The 17,104-nt window shown below is 47.6% G+C and carries 11 protein-coding genes; 6 read left to right on the top strand and 5 right to left on the bottom strand.

The features are described from left to right. Positions 1–284 precede the first annotated feature (284 nt). A complete protein-coding gene (locus DC20_RS17110) occupies positions 285–3,683 on the bottom strand; it encodes a methylmalonyl-CoA mutase family protein (protein ID WP_062544945.1) in 3,399 nt (1,132 codons plus the stop codon). 187 nt (positions 3,684–3,870) lie between these two features. Between DC20_RS17110 and DC20_RS17115 the strand changes: the two genes are divergently transcribed. Continuing rightward, positions 3,871–4,497, top strand: a complete 627-nt coding sequence (locus DC20_RS17115; protein WP_062544946.1) for a trimeric intracellular cation channel family protein — start codon at positions 3,871–3,873, stop codon at positions 4,495–4,497. A 154-nt stretch (positions 4,498–4,651) separates the two neighbouring features. Here the strand turns inward: DC20_RS17115 and DC20_RS17120 are convergent, their stop codons facing one another. Beyond that, the gene (locus DC20_RS17120) at positions 4,652–5,929 is read right to left on the bottom strand and encodes a porin family protein (RefSeq protein WP_083470364.1); all 1,278 of its coding nucleotides are present in this window, start codon (positions 5,927–5,929) and stop codon (positions 4,652–4,654) included. Between the two features lie 388 nt (positions 5,930–6,317). Between DC20_RS17120 and lepA the strand changes: the two genes are divergently transcribed. From lepA to DC20_RS17135, 3 genes are all read left to right on the top strand, one after another. Then, positions 6,318–8,105, top strand: coding sequence for a translation elongation factor 4 (lepA, locus tag DC20_RS17125; RefSeq protein ID WP_062544948.1), 1,788 nt, complete (start codon positions 6,318–6,320; stop codon positions 8,103–8,105). 59 nt (positions 8,106–8,164) lie between these two features. Beyond that, positions 8,165–8,896 carry a DUF4184 family protein gene (locus DC20_RS17130; protein WP_071885491.1) on the top strand — a complete coding sequence of 244 codons (732 nt, stop codon included), beginning with the start codon at positions 8,165–8,167 and terminating at the stop codon, positions 8,894–8,896. Positions 8,897–9,084: 188 nt separating this feature from the next. Further along, positions 9,085–9,966, top strand: coding sequence for a bifunctional 5,10-methylenetetrahydrofolate dehydrogenase/5,10-methenyltetrahydrofolate cyclohydrolase (locus DC20_RS17135; RefSeq protein WP_062544950.1), 882 nt, complete (start codon positions 9,085–9,087; stop codon positions 9,964–9,966). An 88-nt stretch (positions 9,967–10,054) separates the two neighbouring features. On the opposite strand, the gene thrC is transcribed toward DC20_RS17135, so the two are convergent. The 3 genes from thrC to DC20_RS17150 all read right to left on the bottom strand — a co-directional run bounded on the left by thrC (position 10,055) and on the right by DC20_RS17150 (position 13,850). Beyond that, positions 10,055–11,374 (bottom strand): threonine synthase, encoded by a 1,320-nt coding sequence (gene thrC, locus DC20_RS17140; protein ID WP_062544951.1) that lies wholly within the window; start codon positions 11,372–11,374, stop codon positions 10,055–10,057. Continuing rightward, positions 11,371–12,336, bottom strand: coding sequence for a homoserine kinase (locus DC20_RS17145; protein WP_062544952.1), 966 nt, complete (start codon positions 12,334–12,336; stop codon positions 11,371–11,373). The genes thrC and DC20_RS17145 overlap by 4 nt, the downstream gene beginning before the upstream one ends. Positions 12,337–12,443: 107 nt before the next feature. After that, the gene (locus DC20_RS17150; RefSeq protein WP_169788200.1) at positions 12,444–13,850 is read right to left on the bottom strand and encodes an aspartate kinase; all 1,407 of its coding nucleotides are present in this window, start codon (positions 13,848–13,850) and stop codon (positions 12,444–12,446) included. A gap of 568 nt (positions 13,851–14,418) precedes the next feature. Between DC20_RS17150 and DC20_RS17155 the strand changes: the two genes are divergently transcribed. Together DC20_RS17155 and DC20_RS17160 are read left to right on the top strand one after the other, a co-directional pair. Continuing rightward, positions 14,419–15,000: a 7-carboxy-7-deazaguanine synthase QueE gene (locus DC20_RS17155; RefSeq protein WP_218918766.1), complete on the top strand. Its 582-nt coding sequence runs from the start codon at positions 14,419–14,421 to the stop codon at positions 14,998–15,000. A 3-nt stretch (positions 15,001–15,003) separates the two neighbouring features. After that, the gene (locus DC20_RS17160; RefSeq protein ID WP_071885492.1) at positions 15,004–16,929 is read left to right on the top strand and encodes an OmpA family protein; all 1,926 of its coding nucleotides are present in this window, start codon (positions 15,004–15,006) and stop codon (positions 16,927–16,929) included. The last annotated feature ends 175 nt before the right edge of the window (positions 16,930–17,104 follow it).

The following is a 17,104-nucleotide window of genomic DNA, read 5'->3' on the forward strand; positions in this document are numbered from 1 at the left end:
CCACGTGGTGGCCAGAAAACCTAAGGCGCCTATCAATAGCAAGGAGGAAATTGTGGTGATCTTTTTCATAACTCGTTTCCTAAATCATTTATATTCATAACGTAAAATACTTCAATTTAGTTAAACTGGAGGTTACCTAATGATTACCTTTAGGTTAACCTTCTAAAAGGTTGTATTCAAGAATGTTAATGCAAAAAGGGAGCCAACTTTCGGTGGCTCCCTTCTATTATTCTGCAATTTGTAAGTAACACCTCAAAGGTGTGCTGTTCAAGTTGGATTTTAAATTACATATTCCTGCGGTACTGTCCACCAACGGCAAAGAGAGCATTGGTGATTTGTCCTAAGGAGCAGTATTTGGCAGTTTCCATGATGGCCTCAAAGATGTTTCCGTTTTGCACTGCAACTTCCTGCAACTGCTTCAGACGGGCTGGGGTGTCAGATGCATGACGGGCATGTAATTCCTGGAGCATTGAGATCTGGTACTGCTTCTCTTCTTCGGTAGCCCGAATCACTTCAGACGGAATCACAGTAGGAGAGCCCTGGCTGCTAAGGAAGGTGTTCACCCCAATAATGGGGTATTCACCGGTATGCTTCAGAGTTTCATAGTATAAACTTTCTTCCTGAATCTTGCCGCGCTGGTACATGGTTTCCATAGCCCCCAACACGCCACCGCGCTCAGTGATACGGTCAAATTCCAGCAATACCGCTTCTTCCACTAAATCCGTTAGTTCTTCAATAATGAAAGAGCCTTGCAGCGGGTTCTCGTTTTTGGCTAAGCCCAACTCGCGGTTGATGATGAGCTGTATGGCCATGGCGCGACGTACCGATGCTTCAGTAGGTGTAGTTATGGCCTCATCATAGGCGTTCGTATGCAGCGAGTTACAGTTGTCGTAAATGGCATACAGCGCCTGTAGCGTAGTCCGGATGTCATTAAAGTCAATTTCTTGCGCGTGCAAGGAACGCCCCGAGGTTTGGATGTGGTACTTCAACATCTGTGAACGGGCATTAGCACCGTATTTCAGCTTCATGGCTTTCGCCCAGATTCTTCTGGCAACGCGCCCAATCACGGCATATTCCGGATCAATGCCATTGGAGAAGAAGAAGCTCAGGTTAGGCGCAAAGGCGTTGATGTCCATGCCGCGGCTCACGTAGTACTCCACAAAGGTGAAACCATTCGCCAGCGTGAACGCCAGCTGTGAAATCGGATTTGCCCCAGCTTCGGCAATGTGGTAGCCCGAAATAGACACCGAGTAGAAGTTCCGAATGTTGTGGTCAATGAAGTATTGCTGCACATCACCCATCAAACGCAGCGAGAACTCAGTACTGAAAATACAAGTATTCTGCGCCTGGTCTTCCTTCAGGATATCTGCTTGAACGGTACCGCGTACCGAAGCTAACGTTTTCTCTTTGATTTGGGCGTAAATGTCTGCCGGCAATACCTGGTCGCCGGTTACTCCCAACAGCATCAATCCCAGGCCATCGTTCCCTTCTGGTAACTCACCCTGGTAACGAGGACGTTTCTGACCTTTTTCCTGGAAAATAGCCTCAATCCTGGCGTTCACTTCATTTTCCAATCCATTTTCCCTGATGTACACTTCGCACTGCTGGTCAATGGCAGCGTTCATGAAGAAGCCCGTTAAGATGGCAGCCGGACCATTGATGGTCATCGACACGGAGGTCATAGGATGCGCCAGATTGAAACCGGAATACAGTTTCTTGGCATCATCTAGGCAGCAGATGCTTACGCCGGAGTTGCCTATTTTACCGTAAATGTCAGGGCGTAAATCTGGGTCTTCTCCATATAAAGTAACGGAGTCAAAGGCCGTTGATAAACGCTTGGCTGGTAGTCCATTACTTACGTAATGGAAGCGTCTGTTTGTACGCTCCGGTCCACCTTCTCCCGCGAACATACGGGTGGGATCTTCGCCTTCGCGTTTGAACGGGAAAACACCCGCAGTATATGGGAATTCGCCGGGAACATTCTCTTGCAGGTTCCACTTCAACAAGTCACCCCAAGCTTCATAGCGGGGCATGGAAACCTTAGGGATCTTCAGGTGCGAAAGGCTCTCAGTGTGGGTAGCTATCTTCAGAACTTTGTCCCGCACCTTGAACTCGTAAAACTCATTTTTGTAGCTCTGGCGTTTCTCAGGCCAAATCTCCAACAGTTTCTTGTTCTGCCCGTCAAGTCTTAATGCCGTTTCTTCATAGGCATACTCTAGTCCTTTAATCAGGCGGTCTTTATCTTCCACCTCAATGGCTTGAATCGCTTCAATGGACTGACGAATGCCATACAATTTCTGCGCAATGGATGCCTGGTCCTGCACCCACTTGTCATAGCCGCGGTTGTTTTCTGCAATCTCAGAAAGGTAGCGGGTACGGGCAGGAGGGATGATGTACACTTTCTCTGACATCTCGCCGGTAGCCTGAATCTGGGAATCAAAGTTCACCCTTGACTTATCAGAGATTTTGGCCATCACCGCTTTGTACAGGCGGTTCATGCCCGGGTCGTTGAACTGCGAGGCGATGGTCCCGAATACCGGAATCTCGTCATCGCTTACGTCCCACAACTGGTGGTTACGCTTGTACTGTTTTTTTACATCACGCAGCGCGTCCAAGGCACCACGCTTGTCAAACTTGTTAAGGGCAATAATATCTGCAAAATCTAGCATGTCAATTTTCTCCAGCTGGGTGGCTGCGCCGTACTCAGGCGTCATCACGTACAAGCTGGCATCTGAATGCTCAATGATCTCAGTGTCTGACTGGCCGATACCGGAAGTCTCCAGTATGATCAGATCAAAGTTGGCGGCTTTCACCACGTCCACTGCATCCTGCACGTAACGGCTTAAAGCCAGGTTACTTTGGCGGGTAGCCAAAGAACGCATGTACACGCGGCTGTTGCTGATGGCATTCATCCGGATACGGTCACCTAGCAAAGCACCACCGGTTTTCCGCTTAGACGGATCTACTGAGATGATGGCAATTGTCTTGTCCTGGAAATCCATCAGGAAACGACGCACCAACTCGTCTACCAAAGATGACTTACCAGCCCCACCAGTACCAGTAATTCCTAGCACGGGAGTGGCTTTAACATCTTTTTGCTGGTCAATACCTGAAACTAACTGCTCCTTTACCCGGGCAAATTCCTCAGGGAAGTTCTCTGCAGCTGAGATCAGGCGGGCAATGGACTTGATGTCTTTTTCTTTCAGGTGCTTCACCTCACCGTTCAGGTTCTGACCGGTAGGGAAGTCACACTTCTGCAGCATGTCGTTGATCATACCCTGTAAACCCATGGCGCGTCCGTCATCTGGGGAGTAGATGCGGGCAATGCCGTACCCGTGCAGCTCTTCAATCTCAGTAGGCAGGATTACCCCGCCGCCGCCGCCAAAGATGCGCACATGGCCGCACCCCCGCTCGTTGAGCAGGTCATACATGTATTTGAAATACTCTAAGTGGCCGCCCTGGTAAGAGGTGATAGCGATGGCTTGGGCATCTTCCTGGATGGCGCAGTCCACAATCTCCTGCACGGAACGGTTATGGCCCAGGTGAATGACCTCAGCGCCCGATGCCTGAATGATGCGGCGCATGATATTGATAGACGCATCATGGCCGTCAAACAAAGAAGCGGCGGTGACAATGCGAACGTGGTTAACCGGTTTGTAGGGTTGTACAGTAGTAACTGACATTTGTTAGGTTAGCTAGTGAACGGTATGCGAAAGTACGAATTTTCAGATAGAGTGGAGGAGGAGGCGTGAATTCTCTTCGGCTCTTTTAGGTGCTCTTTTCCTGAAACAGCCTCAAAATAGCTTTCGTTCAGAAACGGGTACCTTCTACTAAGCCGGTTTTGCGTAGTTTACCAAAAAAAATCTGCCTATGCCTGATCTGCCCGCCCCCGCCCTTATTCCTTTTATTGACGTGGTAGGCACTTTTGTATTCGCCATCAGTGGCACGCAAACTGCAATCGACAAAAAGCTAGACCCCTTTGGAGCGTCTGTCATTGCATTTGCCACGGCGCTTGGGGGCGGAACCGTGCGAGACTTACTCCTAAACCTGAGACCCGTCTGGATTCAAGAGGAACGGCTTTTGGTGACGGTATTTGTTGCCGTGGTGGTGACGCTGCTGTTCAGAAAGGAAATAGGGCGTTTCAGGAGGACCATGTTTTTGTTTGATACCGTGGGTATTGCCTTGTTCACGGTGCTGGGCATGGAAAAAGCGCTTAGATTAGGCGTACCGCCGCTCATTGCCTTGGTGATGGGAGTGGTGTCTGCGGTATTTGGCGGAGTGGTGCGCGATATTCTATGTAATGAAATACCGCTTATTTTCCGGCGGGAGGTTTACGCTACTGCATGCCTGGCAGGAGGAGTGGCTTATTTACTCATGCGGTTGGCACCGGTGCCCCCAGGGGTGCCCGTATGGATTGCTATTGCAATCATCATCTTAATCCGGATACTGGCCGTTCGACTAAAATGGGCTTTCCCGAATCTTAACCCGGAGGAATAGCAAGGGGACCATTCAGACCTAATTTATGATACTCTGTATAGGTGTAGATACTGCAGTTTTAAACTAATTCATTTTAAATAATAAGCCAAGAGATTTGAGACATGTTTTTGGTTTCAGTCTCAGTTCTCTTGGCTTATTACAAAATTTTTTTCCTTTATTTTTTCAGTTTATATCCTATTAAGAAATGATGGCGAGTTGTGGAAGAGTTAACTCCTATGTAATCTGATAAGCCATTCCCTATTTCGAAACGTGCTTCTCCCATAAACCTTTGAAAGTGGAATCCTGCACCCATCACTAAGCTTTGCTCATGGTTTCTTGTTTTTCTAAGCGATACCCCTTCCTGAACCGACCTGGTTCCAGTGTACATACTATCAATGACCCGTTTGTTTTTAGAATAAACAGAAAACCCATTCCCCACGCCCGCTTTCAGATAAATAGCATAGCTATTGGAGGCAGTCAGCTTATAGGTGAGTAGATTGTAGAGCTTAAGGTAGGCCTGGTCAAATGAAGTCTGGATAGTTTCGTAAAAGTCCTGATTTGGTACAACATAACTTCCAGAAACAGAATAAGAAGAAAAACCCACTTCGTTATAGATCGATAATTTTTTCTTGTAAGCAGGGAGGATAATGTCTAAGAATAAGCCCCCATACACATCAGTAGATCTATTATAGCCTGCATTTTGCAGGTACAGGAATCCAGGACTAGTAAAGCTGAAGTCAGTGAAGGTAACTCCGGTGACAGCACCAAGTTCCACTCCAACTTTAGGGGTGGTCTCTACACGTGCAGTGTCATTATTAGTGCAGGCAAAGTACGTTTTGAGCAGTTTCTCAAAACTTTTTCTGGTATAAGAAATGGCACTCACGTTAGCTTGAATAGCTGAGCAATCTGAAAAATACAAGGCCAGTTGACCTACATACTTTTTGTTTTCAGCTGCAGCCCTTCTGCCGTTATCGCTTATCAAAAAGCGTTTGTAGACAAGTAATTCAAATTGATCTTCAGCTTTAAGATAGAATTGTTCTTTGCCGACGCTATTGACAAAGAAATAAATGTTTTTAGGGCCTACTGCCAAGGGCAGCAAGAAAGTACTTTCTGTTTCCAACTTCAGCTCTGGAAAAGGACGTAATTTTCTAGTATCTGCAGAACTAATCTCCGTTTTGACGACTGCACTTTCATACACCTTACCCAATATGCCAAACCTTTTTAATTGGCTAGGGAAGTAGTTGATATTAGTATCTGAAGGTTTTTGCTTAAAGGAGACCTTTGAAAAGTTGTGGTCTAAATATGTGTCGTCAATGAGACCGGTAAGGCTATCGCCTTTCACGGTAATCACGTAACCAGGTTTGTAATTCGTTTGGGCAAGAACTACCTGAGGTAAGGCTAACGTAATCAAAATCAAAAGAGCACGTAAGCAGAATGGAGTTAAATGATCCATAAAAGATATAAATATTAGATTAGTTCAATTTATTATAGAGTAACAAATCAAATATATTAGTTAATTTATAAATAAAGAAAGGACTATATATTAATTTTTACTAATAGTATAACCATTTGCCCTCTGAGCACCAATAGGGATTTATTCGTTCTTCTCCGGTGTGCTTCTAGGTTGAGTAGGCAATGTTTTCCAACAGCCTAATGAGTTACATTGCTAAAGAAATGAAGTAGACAATGTAAAAGAAAGATAGAAGAAAGTCATTTTGGACTTAATTTTCCTGAAACAGGCCTAAAACTATCTGTATATTGTAAAAAGTACCTCCCGACTCCCCGTTACTTTCCAGAGGCTCGTTTTTCTTTCTTATCTTTGTTGATTGTAAATGAATTCTATGAAGAACATCCGCAATTTTTGCATCATTGCGCATATTGACCACGGCAAGAGTACCCTAGCTGACCGTCTGTTGGAGTTTACCTCCTCGGTGACCGCGCGGGAAATGCAGAACCAACTTTTAGATAACATGGACCTGGAGCGGGAACGCGGCATCACTATCAAGAGCCACGCCATCCAGATGAACTATAATTACAAGGGGGAAGATTATATTCTGAACCTGATTGACACGCCGGGCCACGTGGACTTTAGCTACGAGGTTTCTCGTTCCATTGCCGCTTGTGAAGGCGCGTTGTTGATTGTGGACGCGTCACAGGGGATAGAAGCCCAGACCATTTCTAACCTTTACTTGGCTATTGGAAATGACCTGGAAATCATTCCGGTGTTGAACAAGATTGACTTGCCTCACGCCATGCCTGAAGAGGTAAGTGACCAGATCATTGACCTGATTGGCTGCGAAAAAGAAGACATCATTCATGCCTCGGGGAAGGCAGGTATTGGCATTGAAGACATTCTGGCTGCAATCTGTGACCGTATTCCGGCTCCTAAAGGAGACCCAGATGCTCCATTGCAAGCCTTGATCTTTGACTCCGTATTTAACTCGTACCGCGGCATTGAGGTGTATTTCCGGATCATGAACGGTACATTGCGCAAAGGCGATAAAGTAAAATTCATAGCCACCGGCAAGCAGTACGAAGCCGATGAAATTGGCGTTTTGAAACTAAACCAGGAACCTAAGCAGGTGATGGGTGCGGGTAATGTAGGGTACCTGATCTCGGGTATTAAAAACGCAAAAGAAGTAAAAGTAGGAGATACCATTACCCACGCTGCCAATCCAGATACCATCCAGATTCAAGGTTTTGAAGAGGTAAAACCGATGGTATTTGCGGGTATCTACCCGGTAGAAACCACTGAGTACGAAGAACTGCGTTCCTCTATGGAGAAGCTTCAGTTGAACGATGCCTCCCTGGTATGGGAACCGGAAACTTCAGCGGCATTGGGCTTCGGGTTCCGTTGTGGCTTCCTGGGCATGCTCCATATGGAGATTGTGCAGGAGCGTCTTGAGCGAGAGTTTGACATGACAGTGATCACCACGGTGCCCAGTGTGCAGTTCAAGGCCTTTACCACCAAAGACGGCGAGATCAAAGTGAATGCGCCGTCTGAAATGCCGGAGCCAAACTACATTGACCACATTGAGGAACCATTCATCAAGGCGCAGATCATCTCCAAAGCGGAGTACATCGGTCCGATCATCTCTTTGTGTATGGACAAGCGTGCTATTCTTAAGGCTCAGAACTTCCTGACTTCAGACCGGGTGGAGTTGATCTTTGAGATGCCCTTGGCCGAGATCGTGTTTGACTTCTTTGATAAACTAAAAACCATCAGCCGCGGCTATGCCTCTCTGGACTATGAACTCATCGGGTTCCGTGAGTCGCACATGGTGAAGCTGGATATCATGCTCAATGGGGAGAAGGTAGATGCCCTGAGCGCAATTGTACACCGTGACAAAGCTTATGACTGGGGCAAACGCCTGTGTGAGAAATTGCAGGAGTTATTACCGCGCCAGATGTTTGAGATTGCTATTCAGGCAGCCATAGGGCAGAAGATCATTGCCCGTGAGACCGTGAAGGCACTTAGAAAGAACGTTTTGGCTAAATGCTACGGGGGTGATATCTCTCGTAAGCGGAAGCTTTTGGAAAAACAGAAGAAAGGGAAGAAGCGTATGCGCCAAGTAGGCAACGTGGAGATTCCGCAGGAAGCCTTCCTGGCAGTTCTTAAACTCGATTGATCTCAGAAAGCCCGGTGCAGCAGTGCCGGGCTTTTTTGTTTCTTCCTTAGCTTCATTGTATGCCATTCACGTTTTCCCACCCCGCGGTCATACTCCCCTTAAAATCTGTCTCAGGAGAGAAGGTCTCCTTAACAGCTTTAGCTATTGGCAGCATGGCACCAGATTTTGAGTTCTTTTTCAGAATGAGGGCCGAAACGGACATCAGCCACACGCTTAAAGGCATATTCCTGTTTGACATTCCGGTGGTTATACTGATGGCCTTTCTATACCACTGCTGGGTAAGGAATCCTTTGATAGACCATCTGCCTCCTTTTATTCGCAACAGGTTTTCAGTGTACAAAGGCTTTGATTGGCTAACCTACTTCAAACAAAACTGGCTGATTGTGATCACCTCAGCCTTTTTGGGCACAGTGACCCATTTCCTTTGTGATGATTTTACCCATCATTATGGCTGGACGGCAAATAACTTTGCCCTTCTAAACTCATCTTATACACTATTAGGGTACTCTATTCCAGGTTATCACATTTTACAGTACTTCAGCAGTTTAGTTTTGGGGATTTTCTTAATTGTGGAAGCTTTGAAGCTGCCTCTTGCCTCAAAAGAAGGGTTGCAATCAACCTTTTTCCTCTACTGGGGAATTGTCGTGCTTATCACCGTGCCAACCTTTATATTAAGGTTTGCCATAAGAGACCGAGAATTGACCATGGATGACACCATCATGACCGCCATTGCCGCCGGGTTGCTGGGGTTACTTGTGTCTACGTCAGTGATTAACTTTTCTAAAAAGTAGGGGAGTATCCCACATTAAAGGAGTGATTTGTCTAAAACAGGTTCAAAACGCAGCTGCTTATTTACCTCCAATAGAAGGTGTCAATCACAAGACCAGTCCTATATTCTAAATAACTTATAAAAGCCGAGGCACTTTCCGCAATGGCTTGTACTTTTGCGCTTTGTAACATTTCTCAATCCAAAGTACCCATGACCCTTTTAGACGGAAAGAAAACTTCTGAGGCCATTCAAAGTGAAATTGCTGCGGAGGTAACCGAAATCAAAGCAAAAGGTGGCAAGGCTCCACATCTAGCGGCCATTCTGGTTGGCAAAGATGGTGGTTCAATGACATATGTAAATAACAAGGTGTTGGCGTGTGAGCGCGTAGGTTTTGCCTCCACGTTGCTCCACTACGGGGATGACATCACAGAAGAAGCCCTTCTGACCAAGATAAAAGAGATCAACGAAAACCCAGACATTGACGGGTTGATTGTTCAGTTGCCGCTTCCAAAACACATCAGTTCAGATAAAGTGCTGGAGGTCATGGACTACAAAAAAGACGTAGACGGTTTCCACCCAGTAAACGTGGGCCGTATGGTAGCAGGTTTACCGGCCTACCTGCCTGCTACCCCGTACGGCATCATGCAGCTGCTGGAGCGGTATAACATTGACACCAAAGGCAAGCATTGTGTGGTAGTGGGCCGCAGCAATATTGTGGGTACCCCCATCAGCATCTTAATGAGCAAGTGCACCCTTCCTGGCGAGGCCACGGTGACCATTTGCCATCGTAATACCGTAGATCTGGCCAGTCATACCCGTCAGGCTGATATCTTGATTGTAGCTGTGGGTAAACCAGGGCTTATTACAGCCGACATGGTGAAGGAAGGAGCTGTAGTAATTGACGTGGGAACTACCCGCGTAACAGATGCCACTCGTGAAAGAGGCTGGCGTTTACGTGGGGATGTGGACTTTGAGAACGTTGCGCCTAAGTGCAGCTACATCACTCCTGTGCCGGGAGGCGTAGGACCGCTAACCATCTCCATGTTGTTAAAGAACACCCTGCGAGCGGCCAAAAAAGAAGTATATTCTTAAATTTAGGCATAAAAGGGAAAGCCTCACTTACACATGGTAGGTGAGGCTTTTCTGTTTATAGGCTGTTTATAGAAAACTACCTTAAAAGCTATAGAGTACCTTCTTTATGTTCCTGCATCAAGAGCATCTTAAAACCAGCAAAGTCATTGGGCATATCGGTAACCTGTTTCTGTCTGCCTTTAAATACCTTTAGTTGCTCTGGTAACTCAATTTCCTGCCCTAAAACTTCTTCCATGCTTTTCTTGAACTTGGCCGGATGCGCCGTTTCCAGAAAAATACCGGGTGTCTTCAGGTCTGGAAGTAACTGCTGTAAGCTTAAGTATCCAATAGCGCCATGCGGGTCTAACATATAGCCGTTTTCCTGGTGCACCAGTTTGATGGTGCTTTTGATTTTTTCGTCATCGACCCAAAAACCTTTCACTACTTTCTGCAGGGCCTCCAGGTCATCTCCAAAAAGCTCCTGTATGCGGGGGAAATTATTCGGGCTACCCACATCCATGGCGTTGGCGATGGTGCATACCGAAGAAGCAGGAGTGTACACCCCAGTCTCCAGATAATCCGGAACAATCTTGTTGCGGTTGGTGGCCGCCACAAAGTACGTCACCGGCAGACCCATTTGGCGGGCCAGCAAGCCAGCCGCCAGGTTCCCGAAGTTTCCGCTAGGTACGGCAATGGTCACTTCCTCTGCTTCAGGGTTTAGGTTTTTCCATTGTCCCCAGGCGTGGAAGTAGTACACCATCTGAGGGAGCCAGCGGGCCACGTTGATGGAGTTAGCCGAAGATAGGTTCTTCTTTTGGTTTAGCTCTTCGTCTGAAAAGGCCTGTTTCACAAGGGCTTGGCAATCATCAAAGGTACCTTCAATCCCTACCGCGCTGGTGTTTTGCCCTAGCGTGGTGAACTGCATTTCCTGGATTTCGCTTACACCTAACTGTGGGTACACCACTACCACGTCAATGTTTTCCAAACCTAAGAACCCGTTGGCCACTGCGCTGCCGGTATCTCCGGATGTTGCTACCAAGACAGTTACGGGTCTGTCCGGCTCTGCAAAGGCTTGCAGGCATCTTGACATAAAGCGAGCACCCACATCTTTGAAAGCGCAGGTAGGACCGTGAAAGAGCTCTAAGGAGTAGATGTTTTTCTCTACTTCCACCAGCGGAATAGGAAACGTAAACACCTCGTCGCAAATTTTCTGCAAGTCTTCAGCCGTGATATCTGGTGCTACAAAAGGCTGTAATACTTCAAAGGCAATGGCTGGCAGGGAGAGGGAAGGCAGCTGCTCAAAGAAAGAAGCAGGTAAGGAGGGAATCTCCTTTGGGAAGAAGAGGCCTTTGTCATGGGGCAGTCCCTTGATGACCGCTTCTTTGAAACTCATCTCCGCTGCGGAGTCGTTGGTGCTATAGTAGTTCATAAAGGCAAAGCAGGTTGGAAAGTTGATTGTGCCACCAGGCGAACACCTTGTTCCGGCACCTGTGATACGTACGTTTTGGTTTCAATGCCGCTTCCGGCGTAAATAGCTTCCATTGCTTCTTTCACCGCCTGTGCTTGTTGCATTGAGGCAGACAAAGCGAAGATAGAAGGGCCCGATCCAGAGATACCGCCACCTAATGCCCCAGCTTTTATAGCAGCGGCTTTCACTTGCTTGAATAGGGGAATGAGCACGGAACGTTCTGGTTCAAAGATTTCATCGTGCAAACTGCGGCCAATTAAATCGTAGTCCTTTTTCAATAAACCAGCCATTAAACCAGCCAGATTGCCCCACTGCCGGATGCCTTTTTTTAAAGGGATCTCCTGTTTCAGAATACTGCGGGAAAGAGAGGTTTTCAGTTCTATCTGCGGGTACAAGATGGTGCAGTATAGCTCCAGGGGAACACCCAGGGGCACCACATCTAAAGGTTCATAGTCGCGCACCAACACAAAGCCACCCAGCAGGGAAGGAGCCACATTATCAGCATGAGCTGAGCCAGAGGCTTTGCGTTCCCCCTCCATAGCATAGGTAACTAATTCCTGCACGGTAAAGGGGGAGCCCAGTACTTGGTTTACTGCAAAAGCGGCGGCGGCTGAACTGGCAGCACTGCTGCCCAAGCCGCTGCCTACCGGCATTCCTTTGTGCAACTGCAGTTCTATTCCGGTAGAAAGGCCCAAGGTGTCCAGCATTTTCTGGGCCACCACTCCAATTACGTTTTCCTTCGGGTCAAATGAAAGATTTTCTATGCCCTTAATGTCTGAGATGGTGATGCCGTGAGTTTCTGATTTTCGGGCCCAGACTTCATCACCGGGTTGGTCCAGGGCGAACCCCAATACGTCAAAGCCGCAACACACATTGGCTACGGTAGCTGGCGCATAGGCTTTGACAAATTCATTCTCGTTCATAAAACAGTAGTTGTGAACAGGAGGCGAGTGGGTAAGCTTCCTCTTAGGTTTTAAGGTTATTTTGATGAAAATGCCTTTGAAAAGGCTTTCCTGGTATTCATTGGTTTTTACGCCAGTGCCACTTCTGAGTCCTCTGAAATCGGTAGAAAAAAGCGATCGTGAAGTAAATTTACGGCTCTATGCGCATCTGGGGAGTTAAGGACTACAGAGATAATGCGCTCAGTGGCTCCTTGCGCGATGGCCCTGATGTTAATGCCATTGTCTCCCAGCAGGGAAAAGGCTTTGCCGGCAATGCCAGGTTGTTTGATCATGCCGTTCCCCACAATGGCCACAATGCTCATTGGCGTTTCTAGGCTTACGGGGTTTAACAACTCCTGCGCAATATCGTCGGCAAACTCCTGGGTGATGGCCTGCACCGCTTTTTCTCCTTCCGCCTCAGACAAGCCTATGGTGATGCTTTGCTCTGAAGAGGACTGGGTAATGAAGTAAATGTTAATGCACTCTTGGGCCACTGCTTTAAACAAGCGCATCGCCACGCCGGGTACGCCCACCATTCCGCTTCCGCTTACAGTAAGCACCGCCATGTGGTCAATGCAGGAAATCCCTTTCACGTTCTGTGGGCTTGGAGCCGGAGTAGAAGAGATAAGGGTTCCTTTATGCGCCGGGTTAAACGTGTTCTTCAGCACCAATGGGATTTTAGCAGCCACCAGCGGCGCAATGGTAGGAGGGTACAACACCTTCGCACCGAAGTAGGCTAACTCCATGGCCTCCTCGTAACTCAGTTCCTCTATAGAATAAGCGGCACTGGCTTTCCGTGGGTCTGTGGTGTACATACCGTCTACGTCAGACCAGATTTCAAGCAAATCAGCTTGCAGGGCGGCGGCATATAAGGAGGCAGTGTAATCAGAACCTCCCCGGCCCAACACAGTGGTTTTACCATCTTGCGAACGGGAAATGAACCCAGGGGCTACAATGAGCTCTACCTTTGGCAATTGCTCCTGCATGAGGCCGTAGGTAGCCTTCAGGTTCACCTTAGCATTCAGGTAGGTATTGTCTGTGACAATGTAATCGCGGCTATCTACCAGTTCATTAGGCAACCCATGGTGCTGAAACGCTACTGAAACAATAGCCGAAGACAATCTCTCGCCGTAGGCCATGACCCGTGCTTTAGTGCTGTCGCTGAGTTCATCCAGCAAATAAACGCCCCGGCACACATCCTCCAGTTCCCTGAAAATCATCTTGATCCGGCCCTTGATATCGATTTGCTGGCTCATGGGCACCAGGTCTTCAATGGCCTCCATGTGCTTTGCCTCCAGTTGGGAGAGCAGTTCCAGGTAAGACACATCATGAGATGCCGCTTTCTGGTAGAGGCTAATGAGCATATCCGTGACTTTAGACATGGCAGAAACTACCACCAGCATTCTTGGGTTTTGCTTCTCCTGCAGAATGGAGATGAGTTGACGGATGGCGCCAGCATTGGCAACGGAGGTACCTCCAAATTTTAAAACCAGCATGTGATCAGGCATTTGAGAATATGATTTTTTACTACGGTGATTTCCGGCCACAAGCCGAAGAGCCAATTTAAAATTGACCTGAAGAAAGGACGATATGTGCAGCTAAACCCCCTAAGGGGTAATGGTAATAATGCCTGTGATGGCAGAGGTTGGCACAACAACAGTAGCGGTCTCCCTCAGGAAAAGGGAGTTTGCAGAAGACGCTATGTTGTGATTTTTAGCCATTGATGCCACCAATATCTGAAAAGTTTTGAAAGAACAAACCTAAAAGCTGAAAAATATTTAAAATACCCCCTCTTCAGAGAGGTAAAACCTCGCCCGCGCTTTGTGAATTGTTATGGTTATCTTTGCAGATTGAGACAATGCAAAGCTTTGGCAAGATAGAAGCCACAGTGGCAACTTATACCGGCTAAACCTTGTTTCGTTTTTAACATTCATGCTGTTTAAGGGCAGTTTTTCTAAAAATACCCTTAAAGCAGCACTACATATTTTGACATTGGAAGCTATAGTAGATAGAAAGATTGCCTCTGTGTACACCGTACCCAAAGACGGAACCAAGCTGCCTTTGATGGAGCACTTCTACACCATACAGGGAGAAGGCTACCACACTGGCAAGGCTGCTTATTTTATCAGGTTGGGGGGCTGTGACATTGGATGCCACTGGTGCGACGTAAAAGAATCCTGGGATGCCAACCTGCACCCACTCACCGATACTGACTGGATTGTACAACAGGCAGAACAGTATCCGGGTAAGGCGGTAGTGGTAACCGGTGGGGAACCCCTGCTTTATAACTTGGACTACCTTACCTCAGAATTACAGAAAAGAGGCATCCAGACGTTTATAGAAACCTCAGGCGCTTATCCTTTAAGTGGCACCTGGGACTGGATTTGTCTTTCCCCTAAAAAATTCAAGGGGCCACACCCAACGGTGCAGCCGCAGGCGGGTGAATTGAAGGTGATCGTGTTCAACAAAAGCGACTTTGCCTGGGCTGAAGAACATGCCGCACAAGTAGGTCCTGAAACGCGTCTGTTCCTGCAACCTGAATGGAGCAAGGCTGATCAAATGATGCCGCTTATTGTAGAGTATGTGAAAAACAACCCTAAATGGCGCATCTCTTTACAAACCCATAAATTCCTGAACATACCCTAGTTTATGCTGCTTTTCTCACGTCTATGCCTTTTTCTTCTTCTGTTTATTGGGGTAACAAGTACTTCGGTAGGTCAGAAAGCAGCTGGTGGTTCTGTCAATTCAAAGGCGCAAAAATCCTTTGACGAAGGTATCAAGTACGTGCAGGCCCGCAACTTTGAAAAGGCCCTGGAGTCTTTTAATGAGGCAACTAAGCGTGACACCACGTTTGGCGAGGCATATGTGCAGGCAGCAGGTTTATACCGCATTCTACAAAAGGAAGAAGAAGCGTACCAAAACTACCGTCGCGGCTTGCCGAAGATGGAGGTCAAGCCCTCTATGTACGCTGACTTTTTCAACTTCGCGGAACTAGCTTTTGCCCGGGGCCGGTATGACGAGGCTTCCACCTTTTATGATCGATTTCTGCAGTTCGGAAAAAAGAACACTCCCCAGGCCCGGCATGCAGCCCAACAGCTCAAGAATGTCACCTTTGCCCAGAAAGCCATCAAAGAACCGGTGAACTTCAATCCCAAACCTTTGGGTGACGTGGTTAACAAATTCGGGCTGCAGTATTCTCCTGTTTTAACCACCGATCAGAACGCGCTTTTGTTTACTGCCCGTGAGGGAAGTGGCCCCTTAGACGATGAAGATTTGTTTTTGGCTTACCGAAAAGAAGGACAGTGGCAGGCACCGGTTTCTGTTTCCACGGCCATTAATTCAGAGCTGAATGAAGGAGCCGCCTCCCTTTCCGGCGACGGCCGGGTGCTGGTATTTACGTCTTGTAACCGCCAGGACTCTTACGGCTCCTGCGACCTGTACATCAGTTACCGTGAAGGCAATGAGTGGAGCAAGCCCAAGAACATGGGACGCAATGTCAATACCTCTTCCTGGGACTCTCAACCCACGCTCTCTGCTGACGGCCGCACCATTTACTTTGCCTCTAACCGAAAAGGTGGTTTGGGCGGCGAGGACATCTGGCTAACAAAACAACAGGAAGACGGCACCTGGAGCATACCCTTGAATCTCGGAAAAAATGTGAATACCCCGGGCCGGGAAAACTCCCCGTTTCTTCATGCCAGTGGCAATACTTTGTACCTTTCTTCTGATGGACGTGAGGGCATGGGTGGATTGGACTTGTTCAAGGTAAACCGGGAGAAAGACGGCTGGGGCATTCCGCAGAACATGGGCTATCCTTTGAACACCCATCGTGATGAAAGCTCTATCTTCATTTCTCCAGATAATAAAACCGGGTATTACTCGGGGCAATCAGCTGCAGGTGGTAAAGTAGAGGTAGCCTTGCTGCAGTTTGAGGTGCCTGAAGTCTGGAAAGGAAAAACCATTTCTTCCTTTGCACAAGGCCGCGTTTTTGATGCTGTTTCTAAAAAACCGTTAAAAGCGACCGTGCAGGTGTATGACCTGGACTCAGCGGGGGTGATCACGCAACAAGTACGTTCAGACGGAACTTCAGGGGAATACACCATTGTGCTGAACCAGAAGCAACGGTATGCCTTGTATGTAACCGCTCCAGACCACGTGCTGGAAAGCCGCCATATCTCGGGTACCTCCACCTCAGCACCGCTCGCGTTAGACTTCTACCTGCAACCTTTAAGCAAGGGAGCCAAAGCCGTGCTCAGCAACATTTTCTTTGATACAGGCAAAGCCGAACTGCGTCCAGAGTCACAGACGGAGTTAGACAAGCTTTTCCAGTTTCTGAAGGCAAATCCTAAAATAAAGGTGGAAATAGCTGGCCATACAGATAACGTAGGCCAAGCCGCCGCAAACCAGAAACTTTCTGAGGCCCGCGCAAAAGCGGTAGTGAAGTACCTGGTTTCGAAAGGCGCACCAGCCACGCTCTTCCAAGCCAAAGGTTATGGTCAAACCCAGCCCGCAGCGCCAAATACCTCAGACGAAAACCGGCAATTGAACCGCCGGATTGAGCTTCGAATTCTTTAAAAAATATTTTCAGGAATAACTAAACAAACAATGAAACTTCTGGTTCTACCTATAGAAGTACACGTTAGGTTTAGTTGTTAATTGATTTTTAGTAGAGCAAAGGTGGTCAGGGTTTCTCTGGCCGCTTTTGTTTTATAGCTGTTTTCAAAAAATGTACTGAAAAGGTTCTGCAGCC

Origin of the sequence: Rufibacter tibetensis (genome assembly GCF_001310085.1) — a bacterium.
Classification (GTDB): Bacteria; Bacteroidota; Bacteroidia; order Cytophagales; family Hymenobacteraceae; genus Nibribacter; species Nibribacter tibetensis.

Excerpts from the sequence above, each read along its gene's own strand:
- DC20_RS17110 (WP_062544945.1), bottom strand. The coding sequence starts at position 3,683 with ATGTCAGTTACTACTGTACAACCCTACAAACCGGTTAACCACGTTCGC.
- DC20_RS17115 (WP_062544946.1), top strand. The coding sequence starts at position 3,871 with ATGCCTGATCTGCCCGCCCCCGCCCTTATTCCTTTTATTGACGTGGTA.
- DC20_RS17120 (WP_083470364.1), bottom strand. The coding sequence starts at position 5,929 with ATGGATCATTTAACTCCATTCTGCTTACGTGCTCTTTTGATTTTGATT.
- lepA (WP_062544948.1), top strand. The coding sequence starts at position 6,318 with ATGAAGAACATCCGCAATTTTTGCATCATTGCGCATATTGACCACGGC.
- DC20_RS17130 (WP_071885491.1), top strand. The coding sequence starts at position 8,165 with ATGCCATTCACGTTTTCCCACCCCGCGGTCATACTCCCCTTAAAATCT.
- DC20_RS17135 (WP_062544950.1), top strand. The coding sequence starts at position 9,085 with ATGACCCTTTTAGACGGAAAGAAAACTTCTGAGGCCATTCAAAGTGAA.
- thrC (WP_062544951.1), bottom strand. The coding sequence starts at position 11,374 with ATGAACTACTATAGCACCAACGACTCCGCAGCGGAGATGAGTTTCAAA.
- DC20_RS17145 (WP_062544952.1), bottom strand. The coding sequence starts at position 12,336 with ATGAACGAGAATGAATTTGTCAAAGCCTATGCGCCAGCTACCGTAGCC.
- DC20_RS17150 (WP_169788200.1), bottom strand. The coding sequence starts at position 13,850 with ATGCTGGTTTTAAAATTTGGAGGTACCTCCGTTGCCAATGCTGGCGCC.
- DC20_RS17155 (WP_218918766.1), top strand. The coding sequence starts at position 14,419 with ATGGAGCACTTCTACACCATACAGGGAGAAGGCTACCACACTGGCAAG.
- DC20_RS17160 (WP_071885492.1), top strand. The coding sequence starts at position 15,004 with ATGCTGCTTTTCTCACGTCTATGCCTTTTTCTTCTTCTGTTTATTGGG.